15 protein-coding genes are annotated in these 20,777 nt (G+C 65.1%); 9 read left to right on the top strand and 6 right to left on the bottom strand.

The window, feature by feature from the left end; translation table 11 throughout:
- On the bottom strand, positions 1 to 951 hold the full coding sequence (locus tag A7X65_RS23975; protein ID WP_063689594.1) for an ABC transporter permease: 951 nt from the start codon (positions 949 to 951) through the stop codon (positions 1 to 3).
- A gap of 27 nt (positions 952 to 978) precedes the next feature.
- Positions 979 to 2,670 carry a peptide ABC transporter substrate-binding protein gene (locus A7X65_RS23980; RefSeq protein WP_063689596.1) on the bottom strand — a complete coding sequence of 564 codons (1,692 nt, stop codon included), beginning with the start codon at positions 2,668 to 2,670 and terminating at the stop codon, positions 979 to 981.
- A gap of 217 nt (positions 2,671 to 2,887) precedes the next feature.
- On the opposite strand from A7X65_RS23980, the gene A7X65_RS23985 reads away from it, so the two are divergent.
- The 3 genes from A7X65_RS23985 to A7X65_RS23995 all read left to right on the top strand — a co-directional run bounded on the left by A7X65_RS23985 (position 2,888) and on the right by A7X65_RS23995 (position 6,228).
- Complete coding sequence (locus A7X65_RS23985) at positions 2,888 to 3,520, top strand: cupin domain-containing protein (RefSeq protein WP_063689599.1); 633 nt, start codon at positions 2,888 to 2,890, stop codon at positions 3,518 to 3,520.
- A 136-nt stretch (positions 3,521 to 3,656) separates the two neighbouring features.
- Positions 3,657 to 5,513 (top strand): ATP-binding protein, encoded by a 1,857-nt coding sequence (locus A7X65_RS23990; protein ID WP_063689603.1) that lies wholly within the window; start codon positions 3,657 to 3,659, stop codon positions 5,511 to 5,513.
- Between the two features lie 97 nt (positions 5,514 to 5,610).
- Positions 5,611 to 6,228 (top strand): hypothetical protein, encoded by a 618-nt coding sequence (locus tag A7X65_RS23995; RefSeq protein ID WP_186467541.1) that lies wholly within the window; start codon positions 5,611 to 5,613, stop codon positions 6,226 to 6,228.
- A gap of 82 nt (positions 6,229 to 6,310) precedes the next feature.
- Here the strand turns inward: A7X65_RS23995 and A7X65_RS24000 are convergent, their stop codons facing one another.
- A complete protein-coding gene (locus tag A7X65_RS24000; RefSeq protein WP_063689611.1) occupies positions 6,311 to 7,336 on the bottom strand; it encodes an AraC family transcriptional regulator in 1,026 nt (341 codons plus the stop codon).
- Between the two features lie 190 nt (positions 7,337 to 7,526).
- On the opposite strand from A7X65_RS24000, the gene A7X65_RS24005 reads away from it, so the two are divergent.
- The 3 genes from A7X65_RS24005 (at position 7,527) to A7X65_RS24015 (ending at position 10,715) form a co-directional block, all read left to right on the top strand.
- Positions 7,527 to 7,976: a cupin domain-containing protein gene (locus tag A7X65_RS24005; RefSeq protein ID WP_063689614.1), complete on the top strand. Its 450-nt coding sequence runs from the start codon at positions 7,527 to 7,529 to the stop codon at positions 7,974 to 7,976.
- Between the two features lie 103 nt (positions 7,977 to 8,079).
- Positions 8,080 to 9,570, top strand: a complete 1,491-nt coding sequence (locus tag A7X65_RS24010) for a flavin-containing monooxygenase (RefSeq protein ID WP_063689616.1) — start codon at positions 8,080 to 8,082, stop codon at positions 9,568 to 9,570.
- A 71-nt stretch (positions 9,571 to 9,641) separates the two neighbouring features.
- Complete coding sequence (locus A7X65_RS24015) at positions 9,642 to 10,715, top strand: hypothetical protein (RefSeq protein ID WP_063689618.1); 1,074 nt, start codon at positions 9,642 to 9,644, stop codon at positions 10,713 to 10,715.
- Here A7X65_RS24015 and A7X65_RS24020 read toward each other — a convergent pair.
- Entirely contained in the window at positions 10,712 to 12,037 is a 1,326-nt protein-coding gene (locus tag A7X65_RS24020; RefSeq protein ID WP_063689620.1) for a cytochrome-c peroxidase, read from the bottom strand. The two genes, A7X65_RS24015 and A7X65_RS24020, sit on opposite strands and share 4 nt — an antisense overlap.
- 13 nt (positions 12,038 to 12,050) lie before the next feature.
- Positions 12,051 to 13,766, bottom strand: coding sequence for an alkaline phosphatase family protein (locus A7X65_RS24025; protein WP_063689622.1), 1,716 nt, complete (start codon positions 13,764 to 13,766; stop codon positions 12,051 to 12,053).
- A 269-nt stretch (positions 13,767 to 14,035) separates the two neighbouring features.
- Between A7X65_RS24025 and A7X65_RS24030 the strand changes: the two genes are divergently transcribed.
- Positions 14,036 to 15,211, top strand: coding sequence for a YncE family protein (locus tag A7X65_RS24030; protein WP_063689624.1), 1,176 nt, complete (start codon positions 14,036 to 14,038; stop codon positions 15,209 to 15,211).
- A 36-nt stretch (positions 15,212 to 15,247) separates the two neighbouring features.
- Here the strand turns inward: A7X65_RS24030 and A7X65_RS24035 are convergent, their stop codons facing one another.
- Positions 15,248 to 16,054 carry an ABC transporter substrate-binding protein gene (locus A7X65_RS24035; protein ID WP_063689627.1) on the bottom strand — a complete coding sequence of 269 codons (807 nt, stop codon included), beginning with the start codon at positions 16,052 to 16,054 and terminating at the stop codon, positions 15,248 to 15,250.
- Between the two features lie 264 nt (positions 16,055 to 16,318).
- Here A7X65_RS24035 and A7X65_RS24040 point away from each other — a divergent pair, with 264 nt between their 5' ends.
- Both A7X65_RS24040 and A7X65_RS24045 read left to right on the top strand, forming a co-directional pair.
- Positions 16,319 to 17,512, top strand: coding sequence for an efflux RND transporter periplasmic adaptor subunit (locus A7X65_RS24040; protein WP_063689630.1), 1,194 nt, complete (start codon positions 16,319 to 16,321; stop codon positions 17,510 to 17,512).
- A 12-nt stretch (positions 17,513 to 17,524) separates the two neighbouring features.
- Positions 17,525 to 20,683, top strand: coding sequence for an efflux RND transporter permease subunit (locus tag A7X65_RS24045; RefSeq protein ID WP_063689633.1), 3,159 nt, complete (start codon positions 17,525 to 17,527; stop codon positions 20,681 to 20,683).
- Positions 20,684 to 20,777 lie beyond the last annotated feature (94 nt).

Here is a 20,777-nt window from a genome sequence, read left to right on the forward strand (position 1 = left end):
CTAGCCCACCCGGATGCGCGGATCGACGACGGCATAGAGGATGTCGGCGATCAGCGAGCCGATCAGCACCATGGTCGCCGAGAACATCAGGATGCCCATCACCACGGGATAGTCGCGATAGCCGATGGAATCGAGGAACAGCCGCCCCATGCCGGGCCAGGTGAACACGGTCTCGGCGACCAGCGCGCCGCCGAGCAGCGTCGGAAACTGCAGGCCAGCCACGGTAATCATCGGCAGCAGCGCGTTGCGAAGGGCGTGCACCGTGAGGATGCGCCATTCCGGCATGCCCTTGGCCCGCGCGGTGCGGATGTAGTCCTGGCCGATCACCTCGAGCATGGAGGAGCGCATGAAGCGCCCCCACATCGCGGTCTCGATCAGCGCCAGCACCATGGCCGGCGCGATCAAATGATGCAGGAGGTCGAGGAAGGAGCCGTCGCCGATGGTCTGGCGGTTGCCGGCCGGCAGCCAGCCGAGCTTCACCGAGAAGACATAGATCGTGACGAGGCCGAACCAGAAGGTCGGGATCGACAGCGCGATCATGGCGCCGACGGTTGCAAGCGTATCGAACAGCGAATAGCGGCGCAGCGCGCCAAGGATGCCGATCCAGCAGCCGAGCAGCACCGCGATGATCGTCGCCGTCGCCATCAACTCCAGCGTCGCCCCGAGATGCGAAGAGATCACCGACAGCACCGCCTCGCCGTCGCGATAGGATTTGCCCCAATCGCCCTTCAGCATGCGGCCGAACCAGTCGAGATACTGGATCGGCAACGGCCGATCGAGGCCGAGCTGCCTGGTGACGCGGTCGAGATCCTCCTGCGTCATCTGCCCGGAGATGGCGAATTGCGACAGCGGACCGCCCGGCGCCAGATGCAGCAGGGCGAAGCCGATCGCGGAGACGATCACAAGCAGCATGATCGCCTGCGCCAGGCGGTTGACGACGTAGCGGGCCATCTCAGCCGATCCAGCGCGACCGGGACATCAGGCCCAATACCATTCGCGGATGTTCCAGCAGTTGATGGAGGTGTTGATGTTGGGACGGAAGCCCTGCAGCCCCTCCTTCACGCCTTCGGCGATGAAGCCCTGGAACATCGGCAGGATCGCGAGGTCGTCGCGGATCAGCTTCTGCAGATCGCCATAGGTCGCCTTGCGCTGCCCGAGATCGAACTGCTTCGCGCCCTCGGCGAGCAGACGATCCGCCTCGGGGTTCCTGTACTGATATGTGTTGTAGCCGCGGCCGCCCTTGGCGGGGATCGCGCCGGAGCCGAAGCGCGGCGTCACGTCGGGGTCCGAGCCGAGCATGAAGTTCACGGACACCAGCACCGAGTTGAATTTCGACTGCTGCCAGAAGTCGCCCCAGATCACGGCGGCCGGCATGTTGTTGACGCGCATCGCCGCGCCGATCGCGCGCCAGTCCTGGATCAGCAACTGCTGGGTCTGCTCGCGGACCGCATTGCCCGAGGTCGTCGAGTTGGTGAATTCGAGCTTGACGCCGCCCTTCTCGCGGATGCCGCCGGAGCCGCGCACCCAGCCGGCGGCGTCCAACAGCGCGTTGGCCTTGGCCGGATCGTATTTGTGCTGCGGCAGGCCCTTCTGGAACGACCATGCCTGCTGCGGCACGAAGCTCTCGGTCTGCGTCGGCAAGCCGTAATAGAGCGCGTCGATGATCGCCTGCTTGTTGATGGCGAGATAAAGCGCCTCGCGCACCGCGCGGTCGGCGAAGGGACCGAACTCGAGATTGGGCGCGATATGCTCCACCGACGAGGTCGCGGAGACGAAGATCTTGCGGCCCTTCAGTGTCTTCGCCTCCTGCACGAAGTTCGGCAGGATGCCTTGCAGGCCGGTGTAGTCGACCTGGCCGGTGCGGAACTGGGTGTAGAGCACGGTGAGGTCGGGGATGTACTTGAAGACCACGCGTTCGACGTAAGGTCCCTTGCCGTGATAGCCGGTGTGGGCATTGAGCAGGATGTGGTCGCCCGGCACGCGCTCGCCCCAGCGGAACGGCCCGGTGCCGACGGGCGCATTGTGGAACGGCGAGGCGTTCGGATCGGTCACCTTCTCCAGGATATGCTTGGGCACGATGAAGGTCAGCGATCCCAGGATCGACATGTAGGGCGAGTACGGCGCTTCCATGCGCCAGTGGATTTCGTCCGCTGCTACGACCTTGATGTCCTTGACGAGGCTGTGGCCGACGCGGCTGCGCGCGCGGAAATTGGAATCGTTGATCAGCTCGAGCGAGAATTTCACATCCTCGGCCGTGAACGGCGTGCCGTCATGCCACTTCACGTCGCTGCGCAGCTTGATCTTCCAGGTCAGGCCGTCGGCCGACAGGCCGCCATTCTCGATGGTCGGGACCTCGCGCGCGAGATCGGGAACGAAATTGCCGTCGGGATCGATGTACCAGAGCAGCGAGAACACCTGCCACCAGATGCCCTGATCGACCTCGATGCCGGGCATCAAGGGATGGAAGACGGTCGGCTCCTGCGACAGCGCCGCGATCACCTGCCCGCGCGGCTTGTCCGGCGGATTGGTCGGGCGTTCGGTCTGGGCAAAGGCGCTGCCGACGAGGCTCCATCCCGCCGCGGCGCCCGCGCCGAGCTGGAAGAACTGACGGCGACTGGGACCACCGGGAAGCACCGCCCCAACGCCGAACCTGCTGGTGTCATCTGCCATGACCAGTCTCCGTTCCCGCACGCGGCACCGTCTCCCGCGCCCCCGAGACCCCGGCAAGGGACAGGAGTGGGCTTTAGTGCTTCTAAATTTTTCGATCAAAAGTTCATCATGACTAAATACAGCTGTCAATCGCATTGCTAGTATGCGCGACCTTTTCACTGTGACTGAACCTCGGACCGACGCGGTCCGCAGGCGAGACGATGCATGGGAGAGCGACATGGATGGTCGCGGCGAGACGAACGGCAGCAAGGACGCCCCGGCGACCGAGGCCGATGATGCAGTTGACCAGCGGCTCGGCGAAACCGTGCGGCTGCTGCGTCAGCGCGCCGGGCTCTCGATCCAGGACGTTGCCAACAAGACCGGCCTCTCCAACGGCATGATCAGCCAGCTCGAACGCGCACGCGCCATGCCGTCGATCCGCACGCTGCGCCTGCTCAGCATCGCGCTCGACGTTCCCATCTCCTACTTCTTCGAGACCACCGATACCGCCGACGTGCAGCGCTACATCGTGCGCAAAAACTCGCGGCGGCTGCTGCGGCTCACCGCCAGCGGCGTGGTCAAGGAGGCGCTGACGCCGGAGGGCAAGGGCCAGATGGAGCTCTACGAACTCACGCTCAATCCCGGGGCCTCCTCCGGCACCGACTTCCTGCAGCACACCGGCGAGAAGGCCGGCTACATTCTCTCGGGCAGCCTGCGGCTGTGGCTCGACAACCAGGCCCATGTGCTGGAGGCCGGCGACAGTTTCCGCTTCCCGAGCATCGTGCCGCACATGTTCGACAACCCGACCCAGCAGGTGGCGCGCGCGATCTGGGTCACGACGCTGCGCCAGACCGATTCGCCGCCAGGTTGAGGGCGTGTCGTTTTTCCCGGCAGCCATGGTGCTGCAAATTGACCCTCGACGGAGACACGGGCAGTCTGTAGCTCCCATGATGCCGGGCTCGTCGACAGGCAGGGGCGGTCCGCGGCTGACGTCACTGGTGTGAGAGATGAAACTCAGGGGGCTTCTGACACTCGCGATGATCGCGCAGGTCGTCGTGACCGCCGTGGCCCTGCTCGCCTCCCAAGCCGTGACCGGAACCGGGTTCGGCATTGCCCAGGTCATCGCCCTCGCCGTCAGCGGCGCCGTCGCGCTCCTGCTGGCGCGGGTCTGCATGCGCGCGATCGAGACGTCGCAGAACAAACGCGTCGCCGCGCAACTGGCCGAGCAGGCGCAGGTCGGCGCGCAACTGACGCAGGCCGTCATCAAGACCGCGCTCGATGCCTTCGTTCAGACCGATGAGCGCGGCATCGTGCTGGAGTGGAGCCTGCAGGCCGAAGCCCTGACCGGATGGACGCGCAAGGAGGCGCTCGGCAGCGATGTCGTCGATCTCCTGATCGCCGAACCGCTGCGCGAAGGCTTTCGGCAACGCATGATGCGGCTGTTGCCCGAGCTGTCGAACGCGCCGATCGGCATCCGCTTCGAGGCGAGCCTCGTGCACCGGAACGGCGAGGCGATCCTGATCGAGGCGTCCAGCACGTCGCTGCATCTCGGCGGACGCCATCTCATCAACACCTTCGTCAAGGACGTCACCCGCAGGCATGCCGCCGAGGAGCAGCTGATCCAGGCCCAGAAGATGGAGGCGGTCGGCCAGCTCACCGGCGGCATCGCGCACGAATTCAACAACATGCTGACGGTGATCACCGGCACGATCGAGATCCTCGCCGATGCCGTGAAGGACAACCCGCCGCTCGCGACCATCACCAAGCTGATCAGCGAGGCCGCCGATCGCGGCGCCGCGCTGACCTCGAGCCTGCTCTCCTTTGCACGCAAGCAGGCGCTGCAGCCGGCCGAGATCGACGTCAACGAGCTGCTCGAGGAGCTGGCAAAGCTGCTGCTGGCGACCTTCGACAAGAAGATCGAGATCGTGACCAAGCTCGACGCCAAGGCCTGGCTCGCCTTCGCCGACCGCGGCCAGCTCAGCGCGGCGCTGCTGAACCTTGCGATCAATGCCCGCGACGCCATGCTCGCCGGCGGCAGGCTGACGCTGACGACGCGCAACGTCGTGTTCGGCGTGCGCGAGGCGGTCGCGGTCGGCGCCGGCTATGCCGGCGACTATGTCGAGATCGAGATCGCCGACACCGGCTCGGGCATCCCGCCGGCCATTCTCGAACGCATCTTCGATCCGTTCTTCTCGACCAAGGACGTCGGCAAGGGCACCGGGCTCGGGCTCAGCATGGTGTTCGGCTTCGTCAAGCAGTCCGGCGGCGGCATCAAGGTCACCTCCGAGGAACGGCGCGGCACGACATTCACGATCTATCTGCCAAAGGCCGAGACCAGCACGCTTCGTCCCGCCGGCTATGACGAGCGCAAGATCGTGGGCGGACGGGAAACCATCCTCTGCGTCGAGGACGACAATGACGTTCGCCAATACGTCACGGTGCAGCTCGAGAGCCTCGGCTACAAGGTCATCCCGGCCGCCAATGCCGCCGAGGCGCTCGCCGTCGCCGCGGAGAGCAAGACGTTCGACCTGCTGTTCACCGACATCGTGATGGCCGGCGGCATGAACGGGCGCGAGCTCGCCGAGCAGATGGTGGCCGCGCGGCCGTCCCTGCGCGTGCTGTTCACCTCCGGCTATGCCTACGACTCCTTGCACGCGCAGGGCCGCGCCACCCTGGACGCGCCGCTGCTGACGAAGCCCTACCGCAAGGCCGAGCTCGCGCGCATGCTGCGCCGCTCGCTCGACACCGCCGTCGATTCCGCCGGCGACGCGATCCCGACGCCCTACTCGGTGCAGGCGGATGTCGAGGGATTTCTGCGCAGGCAGGCCACTGAGGACAACAGCAGGCCGCGGTCGCGAAAGTAGCAGCCACGAGATTGGCATTGTGCCGCAATGGACGCTCCAGCACTGGCAGCAAGATGGATTTTGTGCTACCTATGATCGCATGTTTGCAGGAGACGGCATGAGCGCGGTTTGGCCTGCTCTGATTGCTGCTGTCATAGCCGCGATTGGCTGGTTCGCCAATGACAAGCTAACCTCGCAGCGCGAAGAGCTTCGCAGAAGGACGGAAGCTCAGTTTCGGTTTGTCGAGCGGCAGCTCGAAGAGCTCTATGGTCCTCTTTCTGCCGAACTTTACGAAGGCCGCAGGACATTTTCCGATCTGCTCGAAAGTCTTGGCAGGGACTATGTATTCCCTGCCAATGATATTCTTTCGCCGCTCGAACTCAAGACATGGCTATTCTGGGCGGAGTCAGACTTCTTGCCAAGAAACGAGCGAATTAAGGTACTGCTAATGCGCAAGACCCATTTGATCGAGGGTCCGACATTTCCCGACAGCTACGTTTTGTTTCTTGATCACTGTAATTCTTGGGCGATCAACCATCTCCGATGGAAGCAACAACAGGTAGAGTACTCTTGGCACTCGAAGGTAAATTGGCCAGAGGCTTTCGAAACCGAGGTGCTTGATACGTTTCACGAGTTGAAGCGCAGACACGCCGACCTGCTCGGTAAACTGGCATCACCCACACTCTCCTCGCCAGCCGTCCCCGTTGACGACAGCGCGAGACGAGCAACAACATAGGAATTGCGCTACGTCGGCTCCGACGGCCGCATCTCTCTGCCCACGGCTAGCGCGTTGCATCAGCACGCGCACCCCTGCTCCGTCAGCTCATCCGTCGCCGCAGTGTCGCCGACGGCGTCTCGCCGAACTTTTCACGATAGGCGCCGGCCATGCGGCCGAGATGGGTGAAGCCGAGATCGAAGGCGATCTCGGTGATCGACGCATCGGGAGCCGCCTGCGCGAGGCGCGCCTGCAGGCTGGCGAGGCGCATGTCGAGCAGCATCTCCGAGATCGACAGGCCGAAGTGACGGCGGAAGCCGAGCTGGAGCGCGCGGATGCCGATGCCGGAGGCGCAGGCGAGCTGCGCGAGATCGAGCGGCTCGCCGGCATTGTCCTGGAGATGGTCGCGCGCGGCGCGCAGTGCGCGCGGCAGACGCTCGGCCTGCCCCGAGAACGTCCGGATTGCATCCGACTGGTCATGGCGCTGGCCATTGAGAAGCAGGTCGAGCAGCGCCTCGCGCCAATCGGCCATCGCGAGCGGCGACAGGCGGCCGGAGGGACCAAGGCGCTCGGCAAGCAGCATCAACTCGGCGAGGCTGGCCTGCAGGCTGCGCCCGGCCGGCGTGTCCAGATCGATCGCAGGATCGAACTCGACCGGCCCGGCCGCCCTGCCCGCCAGCGCTGCGGCACGCTGCTCCACCATGCGGCGGTCGAGCAGCAGAATCGCCTGCGCACAATCGCTCCACATCATCCGGGTCGGGATGGTCGGCGACAGCAGCGACGCCGTCCGGCCTGGCGAGGCCTCGAACTCACGGGCGCCGGCACGAATATGGGCGCCGCCGCTGAGCGGGACCTGCACCAGAAAGAAGCGCTCGAGGCAGCCGGGGTCGATGCCGACCGATCCGCCATAGGCGACGTAGTTGATGGAAAAGCCCGGGAATGCCGCGCAATTGTGCCGGGCGGAGAAACCGGCCGCCCGCGGCCGTACCGGCGCGAGGTCGTGCGGGCAGAAGATGCGCCCGATCTGCTCGGCCGCCTCGTCGACGTCGTCGGTGGTGACGCGGGCGAAATCCGCAAGCCGCTCGGCTGCGGACGCCCCTGCGCTCATTTCCTGCACGGCTGCGGACATCGTCGACCACGCTTCGCGTCACGGAATTGCTTTAAGCCTATAATAGTTCCCCGAACGCGAAAAGGGCGGCGAGGCGCAAAATCGTCGTGCTGCACGGCAACAGCCGCGTCCGGATTCGTTTAGCGGATAGACAGGCGGCCCATGGCTGGCCGAAGCTCCGTCCTCGCCGGAATCCATCAGGGAGCAAGCCATGACTGCACTCGAAAAAGGCATTACCGCGAACGGCACGGGCTATGGCGGCAAGACCTGGAACATCCTGGGTCAGGTCTATTTCCCCAAGGCCGTCACCGATTCCACCTTCGCGTTCGAGACCAACAGCGATCCCGGCCAGTTCGTGCCGGTGCACATCCATCCGACCCAGGACGAGTTCATCCTGGTGCAGGAGGGCACGCTCGACCTCAAGCTCGACGGCAAATGGGTGAAGGCCCATGCCGGCGACCTCGTGCGCATGCCGCGCGGCATTCCGCACGGCTATTTCAACAAGTCCGACAAGCCGTGCCGCGCACTGTTCTGGGTCTCGCCGATGCAGAAGCTGGAGGCGCTGTTCAACCAGCTCCACAATCTGACCGACCCCGCCGAAGTGGTGCGCATTTCGGCGCTTCACGAGGTCGACTTCCTGCCGCCCGAGGCCAACGACTAACGCCGCTCCCTCGTCCACTTTCATCTGCTTGCAGGCCCTGCCGGCCGCGCGTTGCGGCCGAACGCGGCCGCTTGCGCGAAACACATCGATTGCGAGCAATCCCATGGTCAGCCCAAAACATGTCTGCGTGATCGGCGCCGGCGTCTCCGGCCTTGCCGCGGCAAAGGCGTTCTTCGCCCGCGGGCACCGCGTCACCATCGTCGAGCGCAGCGGCGATCTCGGCGGCGTCTGGGAGCCGGCGCGCTCCTATCCCGAGGTGCAGACCCAGAGCCCGAAGGATCTCTACCGCTACACCGACCGCGCCATGCCGGACGCCTATCCGGAATGGCCGACCGGGCCGCAGGTCCACGCCTATCTCGCCGACTATGCGAAGAGTTTTGGCCTCGACCGTATGCTGCGCCTCGACACCGGCGTTGAGGGGATGGCGCGGCGCGCCGACGGCAAGCCGGGCTGGACGCTCGCGCTGAAGGGCAAGGACGGTGCGACGACGAACGAGGATTTCGATTTCATCGCGGTCTGCACTGGGCAGTTCAACGAGCCGCGCGAGCTGCACTGCCGCGGCGAAGGCAGCTTCCTCGACCAGGGCGGACAGATCCTGCATTCGTCGAAATACGGTGATCCCATGCTGGCGAAAGGCCGCCGCGTCGTCGTGCTCGGCGGCTCGAAATCGGCGACCGACATCGCCGTGAACGCGGTGAAATCGGGCGCTCGCGAAGTGACCATCGTGATGCGCGAGCCGGTCTGGCGCATCCCCTATTTCATCGGCGGCCTCGTGAACTTCAAGCGCATCCTCTACATCCGTGCCCAGGAGGAGATGTTTCCGGGCTGGGGGGCGAGCCCCATGGCGCGGCTCGCACTTCGTCTCGCCGCGCCGCTCATCTGGGCGAACTGGCGCGGGCTGGAGAGCCTGCTGAAGGCGCAGCTCAAGCTCAACAAGTGCAAGATGGTACCGAAGGAGCGGATCGAGGACGGCGTCAACTGCTCGGTCCCGATCGCGACGCCGGGCTTCTACGAGATGGTGGCCGACGGCCGCATCAAGGCGGTGTTCGGCACGTTCGATCATTACGAAGCCGACAGCATCGTGATGAGCGGCGGCGAGCGCATCGGGGCCGACGTCGCTGTGCTCGCGATCGGCTACAAGCTCGGCGTGCCGTTCCTCCCCGAAGCTTACAAGCAGAAGCTGGTCGATGCCGACGGGCAATACCGGCTCTATCGCCTGATCGCCAACCCCGATCTGCCGGAGCTCGGCTTTGTCGGCTTCAACTCCTCGTTCTGCACCGTGCTCTGCGCCGACCTCGCCGCCAACTGGCTGGTGCGCTATGCCGACGGCCAGCTCGCGAAGCAGCCCACCGGGCAGGCGATGCGCGACAACATCGAGATGATGCTGCACTTCAAGCGCGTCGAGCGGCCGGCCGCAGGCGTCTATGGCGGCCTCTGCGTCGCGCCCTATCACTACCGCCATTTCGACGAGCTGATGGCCGATATCGGCGCGATGCCCTGGAAGCGCGGCGGACCCGCCGGACATTTCCAGCCGCCGGACGCGGACGCCTATGCCAAGTTCCTGGCGACGGCGCCGGAATACCGGGCGGCGTGACGAGGAGAATTGCGGCTGCTCGCGTCTGATGCTTACGATCTCGCTGGCCATCGAATCGACGGGAACCAGCCATGGGATCGAGACGACTTGCCGCCGCGGCCTTCGCGACCGTTGCCTTCCTGGTGACGACGCCCGCCTTCGCACAGGGCGGCGCGCCGACGCCGAAGCAATCCGAGGCGCTCGCGGCCTATGAGCGCGCGCTCGGCGAGTTCAAGTCGGTCCTCGCCGAGCGAGGGCGCCAGATCGAGGCGAAGGAGCCGCTGCCGAACCTGCCGGGACAGGCGCTCTATCTCGCCCGCGTCGCCGTGATCAGCAGCTACAAGGACCTGACCGACGCGATGCCGTCGCGGATCGGCAAGCCCAACAAGTTCGAGATTCCCCCGGCCTATTTCGACGCCGCGATCGAGCCCCTGATCGACGAATATGCGCGGCTGTTCGACATCATGGAGGCGCCGCCGGCCGGCGCGCAGAACTCGCCGACGCCGTTCAAGGACGTCGTCGACCTCGCTGCTGCGATCGCCCGCGCCAAGGGGCTCGGGCCTCAACACGCCGAAGCCGCCGGCCGCATCAGCCTCGGGCTGTTCTTTGCCGAAACCAACGGCAAGCAGAATGTCCGCAACGGACGCTCGAACACTTATATGGGCAGCTTCCAGACCGGCCCCTCCGAGGACCGCAACGGCCACCGGAAATGGGAGGCCATCAAGGGTGAGATCGCGGCGCTCGATCCGCAGCTGAACGCGCGCGACGACAAGGAAGAGGCGCGCGCCCGTGGTACCGATTACCGGTTCAATCACTGGACCAATGTGCGCGACGGACTGATGAACGCGCATGCGGATCTCTTCCGCGAGATCCCGGGGATCGTGAAGACGCTGCCCGACCCGATCGACCAGATGAAGCTGTTCGAGCTGATCCAGATCGTGCCGACCCCGACCAGGTCCGCACTCAAATCCGGCGATCTCCTGAACTACCGGGTGTCCAGCCCGACGGTCATGAAGCACCTGCGCAACAACAGCATCTTCGCGTTCGGCCAGGCCGACCGGGCGCGCACTTCGGCAAGCTTCCGCGAGATCCTTGCCGCGATGTGGCTGTTCAACCGGAAATTCGAGAAGGCGATGGCGAAATACGCGGAGATCAAGGCGCCCTAGTTCTCTATCTTGTAGCCATCCGTCAGCGTCTTCAGGAAGGCGATGATGTCGGCCTCGTCCTGCTCCGTCATCGCCGGCTTGTCGCCGGGGTGGCGGTCGAACGGCGGATCGGTGACGTCGACATTGGCGTGGTATTTTGCCGGCAGGTCGTCGTATTTCCGCACCGTGCCGTCGGCGGCGCGCGGAAAGACCTTGTCCGGATTGGTGTCGCGGAAATTGTAGAAATCCATCACCTGCTGAAGCGTGCTGAAGACCCCGTTGTGGAAGAAGGCGTGGCGGGTTGCCGTGTTGCGCAGCGTCGGTGTCAGGAACATGCCGCAATATTGCGTCTGCTCGGGAATGTCGGTGCGCTGCGGGCCGCAGACGCCGAGATCGAAATAGCCGGGGTCCCGATTGCCGACGAGCGCGGCATTGCGCGGCGCGCCGAGCGCCTCGTACTGATGGTCCGTGAACAGCGGCGGCAGGCCGTCGCGCGTCGGCGCCGAGGTGTGGCATCCCGCGCAATTGGCCTTGTCAGGGTCGTTGAACGCCTGCAGGCCGCGCAGCTCGCTCTCGGAGAGGCGCGCCTTGCCTTCGAGCCAGTAATCGTACTTGCTGGTGTAGGGATGGAAGCTCGGCTCCTCGACCTGATAACGCGCGACCGCAAACATCGCCTCCGCAATCAGGAGCCGCTGATTCCTGAGCACACCGGCGCCGAACAGCTCGACGAAGCGGCCGGCATAGGGCGCGCGGCGCAGCTTGTCGGCGACGATCTCGGCGCTGCCGCCGTCCATCTCGTTGGGATCGAGCAGCGGAAACAGCGCCTGGTCCTGCAGCGTGTCGGCGCGGCCGTCCCAGAACAGGCCGCCCTGCGGCACGATGTTCGCAGACGCGCCGGAGCCGCCCGCGGTCTTGGTCGTGCGCGCGGCCTGCTGGCCGATCGCCGCCATCTGCGCGAGATCGACGATGTTGTCGTCGTCGCCCTTGTCGGGGCCGATGCTGAAATTCGGGTGACGGTCCAGATAGGTCAGCGACGGCACCGCGCGCGCGCCTTGACGCGACAGGTCGGCGCCGCCGAGCATGACCGGGCCGTCATTGGGCGGGCCGTAAGCGTGATCGGGGCTGTGGCAGGACGCGCATGACAGCTTCCCGGACGACGACAGCGAGGCGTCGTAGAAAATCTCCTTGCCGAGCTGCGCCATCGCCGACAGCGGGGCGACGGGCGAACGTCTGAGCTGAACCGGATTCGGGTTCATGCCCGCCGGATTTGTCTCGGCCGCAAAGACGGCGCCGGCCAGACAAAGCAGGCCGGCGCCGAGAAGCCACATGGTGCGGCTGTTCATATGAACTGATGTCCTAGTGGTGGTGATGCTCGTCGGGCGGGCTGGTCATCACCGTGCCGGAGGTCGGATCGAGGAACAGCGCATCGGCCCGGAGGTCGTGGCTGTGGTCGTGATCGAAGTCGAACAGGTCCATGATCGATCCGGCGCCGGCATCGAACGCGCCGCCGCCCAGACGCTTGCCGTGCAGCCAGTTGTCCTCGATGAAGCGGACCACCGACGCCTGCGTGGTGTAGGTGTGGCTGACGTAATTGGTCCTGGCGTAGGGCGAGACCACGATCAGCGGAACGCGCGTGCCCGGACCGCAGCGGCCGTTCACCGGCTGGCCGGACAGGCCCTTCGGCGCGGGCTGCTTGTTCGGACCGAGGCCGCACAGGCCGGCGCCGTTGATCTGATCGGCGGTCGCATCATACGAGGCGTTCTTCGGCGCGACGTACTGATGATCGTACCAGCCGTCGGAGTCGTCATAGGTGATGATGACGGCGGTCTCGCGCCATTCCGGCTGCTTCTGCAGGAAATTGATCAGCTCGACATTGCCGGCCTGCTCGTCGAGCGGGTCGGAGTTGCCGGCATGACCGTCCTGGTAGGCCGGCATCTTGACGTAGGAGACGGCCGGGAAATTGCCGGCCTTGATCGCGGCATAGAGGTCTTCGAGGTCGTAATTGTGGTTGGCCGGGTCGACCTTGCCGTTGAGATCATGGGTATGGCCGATCGCATGGACCGAGCTCGGCCGCGCATGGGTCGGGTTCGCCGTGGACGCGTGATACTGGAAGAAGGCGTGGTGCGGGGTGTAGTCGACCACGGTGCTGTTGACGTTGCTCGAGAACGTACTGCGCGCGCAGCCGGTGGTGCCGTTGGCATTCTTGAGCGTCAGGTCGAAGCCGCCCATGAAGCTGCCCCAGCTGATATGCTCGTCGGTGAGCAAATTGCCGATGTTCTTGCCGCCCATCAGCATCGTGCTGGTGGTGCTCGAGCAGGCGTCGTGGCCGGGGTCGGTGTCGCCGATCAGCGTCAGGCCGCCCTGGCCGTCGGCGATCGACGATGACGTGCCGACGACGTTCTGCACGCCATTGGTCTGTGCGGCGACCACCTCGAGCACGCCCGGCGTCGACGGGCCGAACGTGTCCGTCCAGTTGTTGTCGCTCATGGCAAAGTGCTGGGCGTAGTTCCACAGGGCCGTGACGGTGTTGCCGTCGAAATAGCCCATGACCTGGCCGTTGGTGCCGAACGCACCGGCGCCCCCGGCGGTACCGCGGCCGGTGTACTTCGGAAACAGGTCGTCCTTGCCGTTGTCCACGGCCTGCTGCTCCGGCGTGTAGGAATGGTTCTGGGAGCGCGTGTTGGCCTGGGTGCGGTCGAGACGGAACGGGTCGGTCGCGCCGGTGCCGTTGGCCGGATTGCTGTTCGGGTTGTTCACCAGCAGATTGGCGTTGGCGAGGTTGTTGACCTTCGGCGTATGCGGCTTCGGCACGAACGGGATCGCGCCGGACGGATTGGCCGCGTTCGGATAGGTCGCGAAATAATGGTCGAACGAGCGGTTCTCGTTGAAGATGATCACGAGATGCTTGATCGGCGTTTCCGTATGAATGTCATGCGGATGACGGTGATGATCATCCCGATCATGGCCGTGATCGCGGTCCCGGCCGAAATCGTCCGCGAGGACGGGAAGAGTGCAGGCGAGCGCGCTCGCGGCCGCGACAATCGCAGCCGTCGTCAGTAGTTTCGATTTCATTTTTGTGACGCCCCGAAGAATGAGGATGTTTACGATCAGAAATCTTCTAAACACCGCGAATGACAGGCCTGTGTCAGTTTGACGCAGGCAACACGTTGCGCAGTGGTCGAGACCTGATCTTTGCAATGCCGCCCACTGCGCCACGCTCAGCCACCGCGCGCCGCTTTATTCCCCGGGCCAAGGCAAAAATGATCGCGCCTGGATTGTTGCCTGATGCGCCCGGTTGCATTTAGCTTGGCCCGACAAGAACAAAGCCTCAGGGGGAAAACATGGAAGCCGCTTTTCGCAGGCGCACGCGCCTTGCCGCGTCAGCTCTGGTCACAACTTCGCTGGTTGGCCTCGCTGGCTTCGCCGCCCATGCCGAGATCGTCGTCACCGCCAATGACGGCAAGATGGCTTTGGAGAACGGCAATGCCGTGGTCCGCAAGCAGCCGCTGCCGGACACGGTCAGCGTCATCGATCTCACCGACGGCACGCTGAAACTGCTTGGCGAGGTGGCGGCGCCTGCCAGTGTCGTCGGCCCGCCGCCGAGCGTGGCAATTGCACCCGATGGTTCGTTTGCGCTGGTCACGGGCGCGATGAAGATCGATCCGGCGGATGCGACCAAGACGGTGCCTGACGACAAGCTCTCGGTCATCGACCTGAAGTCCTCACCGCCAAAAGTGCTCGCGACGCTTCAGGCCGGCGCGGGCGCGGCCGGTGTCTCGATCAACCGCGCGGGCACGCTGGCGCTGGTCGCCAATCGCAGCGAGGGCACGGTCTCGGTCTTCACCATCAACGGGACCACACTGACGCCGGGCGGAAAGATCCAGCTCGGCGACGCCAAGTCCGGCCCGAGCCACGCGGTCTTTTCCCGCGATGGCGCGACCGCGCTGGTCACCCGCGACGGCGACAGCAAGATCTCGCTCCTCACCGTGGACGGTAGCAAGGTCGAATACGCCAAGCGCGACCTCACCGCGGGCATCCGCCCCTACGACATCGACCTCACCGGCAGCGCCGCGGCCGTCGTCGGCAATGTCGGCGCCGGCACGGGAGACAACGACACGATCAGCCTGATCGACATGACCGCAAAACCGGTCCGCGTCGTCTCGACGGTGAGTGTCGGCCAGACGCCGGAAGCGGTGAAGATGTCGCCGGACGGCAACCATGTCGCTGTCACCGTCATGAACGGCTCGAACAAGCCGACGGCCTCGCCCTTCTTCAACGATTTCGGCCTGCTCAAGGTCTACAGGATCTCGGGCACCGAGCTCGCGCCGGTGGCGGAAGCCAAGATCGGCCATTGGTGCCAGGGCATGGTGTGGTCGAAGGACTCCAAGCACGTCGTGGCGCAGTGCATGGTCGAGAACGAGCTGATCGCGTTCTCGTTCGACGGCAAGGCGCTGACCAAGACCTCCACCCTCAAGCTGCAGGTCAGCCCCGCGGGCATTCGCACCGCGGAGCCATGAGGCGCAAGGCGGCGCAGCCTCGCTGCGCCGCCTGCCCTATTCGGTGCGGATCGGCGTGTCCTTCAGGCCGTTGTTGTCATAGGCCTTGCGCAACGTGCCGTTGGTCACCGCTTCGTTCATGAACTTGGTGACGAAGGTCAGCGCCTGGTTGTGGCCGAGCGGGACGGCGACGGCGGTCACCGTCTTCTTGAAGGTCTCGTCGAGCACTTTTGTCCCGGGGATCTTCTGCGCCATCTTGTTGAGCTGGTCGCGCGACAGCGCGAAGGCGTCGATCTCGCCATTCTTCAGCAGGCCGAAGATCTCGTCATAGGTCTGATAGCCCGTGACCTTCGCCTGCTTCAGGTGCGCGACGGCGCCGCGCATGGTGGTGGTGGCGTTGACGGCCGCGACCTTGACGCCGGGCTGGTCCAGCGTGGCGAAATTGGTGACGGCCGAGCCGGGTTTGACGATGTAGGTTGCGTCCGCGACCTCGTAGATCGGGCCGAACAGCATCCTGGTCTCGCGCTCGGGATCCTTCGGAAGCCAGGTAACGTCCCAAGCACCTTTCTCAAGAGCGCCCTTGCCGGCGGCATCGGTGATCTGACCGGAATTCTGGTGCACGACATATTCGACGGGCACGCCGAGCTGCGCGGCCATCTCCTTGCCGAGGTCGACCGGCACGCCGGCATAGCCTGCTTCCGTCTTGGTGGACCAGAACGCGCCGCCGGCGGGGCTGATTGCGATCGCGACGCGCAGCTTGCCGGTCGGCGCGATCTCGTCCTTCAGGCCATCGGCTAGCGCGGGCATGGCGACCGCCGCTGCGAGAACGAGGCCGGCAAGGGCCGATTGGAGCAACGTTCGCATGTCATGTTCTCCTCGCTTTTCTTCTTGTGGTCTCTTCCGTCTCACGCGCCGTCTCACGCGCAGTCACGTGACACTTGACACAATTCTGGTCGATCGTGCGCCCGGTGAAAAGCGATTTTGTCATGACAAACCTGTCAAAGGCCACAGCGCGGTTTGCAGTGCAAGGCCGGCAACCGCCAAGAGAGTGCCATGCGTATGGTGTTCCACGACCGGGCGTTTGTTGGTAGCCTGCCGCACCGACAGCCAATCATCGGGGGCCTCCGAATGACGTCAGCGAATCCTGCATCTCCGGCACATCGCAATGGAGCGTGGAGGCATGCCGGACGGGCGCTTGCCGCCGCGACCGCGGTGATCGCGCTCGCCGGCTGCGAGGACAAGAACACCTTCGTGGCGCCGCCGCCGCCCAAGGTTGACGTGGCCACGCCGGTGCAGCGGGCGGTGACGCGCTATGTCGAGGCCACCGGCAACACCGCGCCGATCAAGAATGTCGACCTCGTGGCGCGCGTGCAGGGCTTCCTGCAATCGATCGACTATCAGGACGGCACCTTCGTCAAGCAGGGCACCCAGCTCTTCACGATCGAGCCCGACACCTACAAGCTCAAGCTCGAGCAGGCTCAGGCGGCCGAGGCCGGCGCGCAGGCCACGGTCAAGCAGGCCGAAGCCGATTTCAAGCGGCAGGTCGAGCTGGTGCAGCGCCAGGCGGTCTCGCAGTCCACCCTCGACACCTCGACCTCGACCCGCGACAACGCGCAGGCCAACCTGCAGCAGGCCCAGGTCAACACGAGGCTTGCCGAGGTCAATTACGGCTACACCAAGGTGGCAGCCCCGTTCGACGGCATCGTCAGCGCGCATCTGGTGTCGATCGGCGAGCTCGTCGGCGTCTCCTCCCCGACCCAGCTCGCGACCATCGTCGCGCTGGACCCGATCTGGGTGAACTTCACCGTCAACGAGCAGGACGTCCTTCGCATTCGCGCCGAGGCGGCCCGCCGCGGGCTGACCGTCGCCGACCTCAAGCAATTGCCCGTCCATGTGGGCCTCCAGACCGAGACTGGATATCCGCACGAAGGCCACCTCGACTACGTCTCGCCGACCCTCAACACATCGACGGGCACGCTCGCGGTGCGCGGCGTCATCCCCAACGACAAGCGAACGCTGCTGCCCGGCTATTTCGTTCGCGTCCGCGTGCCCTTCGACCAGGACAAGAACGCCCTCCTCGTCCCCGACACCGCGCTCGGCAGCGACCAGGGCGGCCGCTATCTCCTCGTCGTCAATGCCGACAACGTCGTCGAGCAGCGCAAGGTGCAGATCGGCCCGACCGACAACGGCCTGCGCGTGATCGAAAGCGGCCTCAAGCCGGACGACCGCGTCGTGATCGCGGGGCTGCTGCGGGTGATCCCCGGGCAGAAGATCGACCCGCAGGTGACGAAGATCGAGCAGTCCCAGGCGTCTGCCAAGTAGGAGCCGCCGGCCATGATCTCAAAGTTCTTCATCGAGCGGCCGGTCCTCTCGAACGTCATCGCACTGCTGATGATCCTGATCGGCGGCGTCGCGCTGTTCAACCTCGCGGTCGCGCAATATCCCGACGTGGTGCCGCCGACGGTGCAGGTCACCACGCGCTATCCCGGCGCCAGCGCCAAGACCGTGATCGACACGGTTGCCCTGCCGATCGAGCAGCAGGTCAACGGCGTCGAGGACATGCTCTACATGCAGTCCTACAGCGGCTCCGACGGCACCTACACGCTGACCGTCACCTTCAAGATCGGCACCGATTTGAACTTCGCGCAGGTGCTGGTGCAGAACCGCGTCTCCAGCGCGCTCTCGCAATTGCCGCAGTCGGTGCAGAACCAGGGCGTCACCGTCCAGAAGAAATCGACCTCGATCCTGCTGTTCGTGACGCTGACCTCGCCGGACAAGAGGTACGACAGTCTTTTCCTGAGCAACTACGCCACCATCAACATCCGCGACGAGCTCTCGCGCCTGCCCGGCGTCGGCAACGTCACGGTGTTCGGCGCCGGCCAGTATTCGATGCGGGTGTGGCTCGATCCGAGCAAGCTGCAGGCGCGCGGGCTCGTGCCACAGGACGTCATCAACGCGATCCAGCAGCAGAGCCAGCAAGTCTCGGCCGGTCAGGTCGGCGCGCCGCCGACGCCGCCGGGCCAGGCGTTCCAGTACACGCTCAACGTCAACGGACGGCTCGACGACACCGGCCAGTTCGAAAACATCATCGTCAAGACAGGGACCAGCGGCGACGTCACGCGGGTGCGCGACGTCGGCTGGGTCGAGCTCGGCGCGCAGACCTACAGCCAGATCTTCTCGCTCAACAAGCAGCCCGCCACCGGCATCGGCGTATTCCAGTCGCCCGGCGCCAACGCGCTGCAGGTCGAGCAGGCCGTCGAGAAGAAGATGGCGGAGCTCGCCAAGCGCTTCCCCGAAGGCATCAAATACGACACGCCGTTCGACACCACCAAATTCGTCGAGGCCTCGGTGCACGAGGTCTACATGACGCTGATCGAGGCCGGCCTGCTGGTGCTGGTCGTGATCCTGGTCTTCCTGCAGGACTGGCGTGCGATGCTGGTGCCGGCGACGACCGTGCCCGTCACCATCATCGGCGCCTTCGCCGCGATGGCGGCGCTCGGCTTCACCATCAACATGTCGACGCTGTTCGCGATCGTGCTCGCGATCGGCATCGTCGTCGACGACGCCATCGTGGTGGTGGAAGGCGCTGCGCACAATATCGAGCAGGGAATGAACGGCCACGACGCCGCGATCAGGGCGATGGACCAGCTGTTCGCGCCGATCGTCGGCATCACGCTGGTGCTGATCTCGGTGTTCCTGCCGGCCTCGTTCCTCGCCGGCCTGACAGGGCGCATCTATTCGCAGTTCGCGCTGGTGATCGCGGCGACCGCGCTCTTGTCCGCCATCAACGCGGCGACGTTGAAGCCGACGCAATGCGCATTGTGGCTGCGGCCGACGGTGCCGCCGGAACAGCGCAACTTCTTCTACCGCGGCTTCAACAACGTCTATAACCGGGTCGAGCGCGGCTATACGCGGCTGATCACCTTCCTGGTCAGGCACGCCACCGTGTCGGTCGCGATTGCCCTCGTGCTGATCGGGATCGGCGGCTACGGCCTGTCGCGGGTGCCGACCGGCTTCCTGCCGATCGAGGACCAGGGCTATCTGATCGCCGCCATCCAGCTCCCCGACGGCGCTGCGCTGGAGCGGACCCAGAAGGTGCTCGACCGCGCCAGCGAGATCATCAAGGAGACGCCCGGCGTCCAGCAGGTCATCACCATCGCCGGCATCTCCGCGCTCGACAGCAGCGCGAGCCTTGCCAATGCCGGCGTTGCCTACATCATCCTGAAGGACTGGGACGCGCGCAAAGGACCCGGCGAGGATCTGCGCTCGCTGGTCTACGGCCTCAACGACAAGCTCGCGGTGATCATGGAGGCGCGCACCATCGTGCTGCCGCCGCCGCCGATCCAGGGTATCGGCAACGCTGCCGGCTTCTCGATGCAGGTCGAGCTGCGCGACGGCAACAGCGATTTCGCCAAGCTGCAGGCGATCACCGGGGCGATGGTCAGTAACGGCCAGAGTCAGAGCGCGCTGCAGCGCGTGCAGTCATCGTTCCGCTCGTCGGTGCCGCAGTTCAACGTCGAGATCGATCGTATCAAGACCCAGACGCTGCACGTCACCACCGACCAGGTGTTCTCGGCGCTGTCGACCTATCTCGGCTCGTCCTATGTCAACCAGTTCAACAAGTTCGGCCGCGTGTTCCAGGTCTACACGCAGGCCGATCCCGCCTTCCGCGTCACCGAGCGCGACATCGCCAACATGCAGGTGCGCAACTCGAACGGCGACATGATCCCGATCGGCACCGTCGCCACGATCACGCCGGCCACCGGACCGTCGCTGATCAGCCTCTACAACCTCTATCCATCCTCGACCATCATCGGCCTGCCGGCGCAGGGCTACTCGTCCGGCCAGTCGCTCAAGCTGATGGAGGAGATCGCGGACAAGACGCTGCCGCAGGGCACCGGCTATGAATGGACCGCGATGTCGTACCAGGAGAAGGCGGTCTCGAACCAGATCTACTGGGTGTTCGGACTTGCCATGCTGCTGGTCTATCTCGTGCTCGCCGGCCAGTACGAAAGCTGGTACGCGCCGATCTCGGTGATCCTCGCGGTGCCGCTGTCGCTGATCGGGCCGATGCTGGTCCTCAACGGCCTCAAGATCGACAACAACCTCTACTGCCAGATCGGCCTGATCCTCCTGATCGCGCTGTCGGCCAAGAACGCCATCCTGATCGTCGAGGTCGGGCTGGAGCTGCACAATCGCGACGGCAAGCCGGTGCTGGAGTCCGCCATCGAGGCGGCACGCGCCCGCTTCCGTCCGATCCTGATGACGTCGTTCGCCTTCATCCTCGGCGTGGTGCCGCTGGTGCTCGCGACCGGCGCCGGCGCAAGCGCGCGCAAGTCGATCGGCATCACCGTGTTCTCGGGCATGCTGGCCTCGACCTGCCTCGCGGTGCTGTTCGTGCCGGCCTTCTTCGTGGTAGTGCAACGCTTCGAGAACTGGCGCGCGTCGAAGAAGAAGCCGAAGGCACAGGCCGCGGCGGAGGTGAAGGGATAGGCGACGACCGTCGGCCCAGGCCGTCATTGCGAGCGAAACGAAGCAATCCAGAGTCCTTCCGCGGAGGGATGCTGGATTGCTTCGTCGCTTCGCT

Origin of the sequence: Bradyrhizobium stylosanthis (assembly GCF_001641335.1) — a bacterium.
Classification (GTDB): domain Bacteria; phylum Pseudomonadota; class Alphaproteobacteria; order Rhizobiales; family Xanthobacteraceae; genus Bradyrhizobium; species Bradyrhizobium stylosanthis.

Bases quoted from the DNA above. Each gene is read 5' to 3' on its own strand.
- A7X65_RS24005 (WP_063689614.1), top strand. From the start codon at position 7,527: ATGACTGCACTCGAAAAAGGCATTACCGCGAACGGCACGGGCTATGGC.
- A7X65_RS23990 (WP_063689603.1), top strand. From the start codon at position 3,657: ATGAAACTCAGGGGGCTTCTGACACTCGCGATGATCGCGCAGGTCGTC.
- A7X65_RS24025 (WP_063689622.1), bottom strand. From the start codon at position 13,766: ATGAAATCGAAACTACTGACGACGGCTGCGATTGTCGCGGCCGCGAGC.
- A7X65_RS23995 (WP_186467541.1), top strand. From the start codon at position 5,611: ATGAGCGCGGTTTGGCCTGCTCTGATTGCTGCTGTCATAGCCGCGATT.
- A7X65_RS24040 (WP_063689630.1), top strand. From the start codon at position 16,319: ATGACGTCAGCGAATCCTGCATCTCCGGCACATCGCAATGGAGCGTGG.
- A7X65_RS23985 (WP_063689599.1), top strand. From the start codon at position 2,888: ATGGATGGTCGCGGCGAGACGAACGGCAGCAAGGACGCCCCGGCGACC.
- A7X65_RS24035 (WP_063689627.1), bottom strand. From the start codon at position 16,054: ATGCGAACGTTGCTCCAATCGGCCCTTGCCGGCCTCGTTCTCGCAGCG.
- A7X65_RS23975 (WP_063689594.1), bottom strand. From the start codon at position 951: ATGGCCCGCTACGTCGTCAACCGCCTGGCGCAGGCGATCATGCTGCTT.
- A7X65_RS24015 (WP_063689618.1), top strand. From the start codon at position 9,642: ATGGGATCGAGACGACTTGCCGCCGCGGCCTTCGCGACCGTTGCCTTC.
- A7X65_RS24020 (WP_063689620.1), bottom strand. From the start codon at position 12,037: ATGAACAGCCGCACCATGTGGCTTCTCGGCGCCGGCCTGCTTTGTCTG.
- A7X65_RS24010 (WP_063689616.1), top strand. From the start codon at position 8,080: ATGGTCAGCCCAAAACATGTCTGCGTGATCGGCGCCGGCGTCTCCGGC.
- A7X65_RS23980 (WP_063689596.1), bottom strand. From the start codon at position 2,670: ATGGCAGATGACACCAGCAGGTTCGGCGTTGGGGCGGTGCTTCCCGGT.
- A7X65_RS24045 (WP_063689633.1), top strand. From the start codon at position 17,525: ATGATCTCAAAGTTCTTCATCGAGCGGCCGGTCCTCTCGAACGTCATC.
- A7X65_RS24030 (WP_063689624.1), top strand. From the start codon at position 14,036: ATGGAAGCCGCTTTTCGCAGGCGCACGCGCCTTGCCGCGTCAGCTCTG.
- A7X65_RS24000 (WP_063689611.1), bottom strand. From the start codon at position 7,336: ATGTCCGCAGCCGTGCAGGAAATGAGCGCAGGGGCGTCCGCAGCCGAG.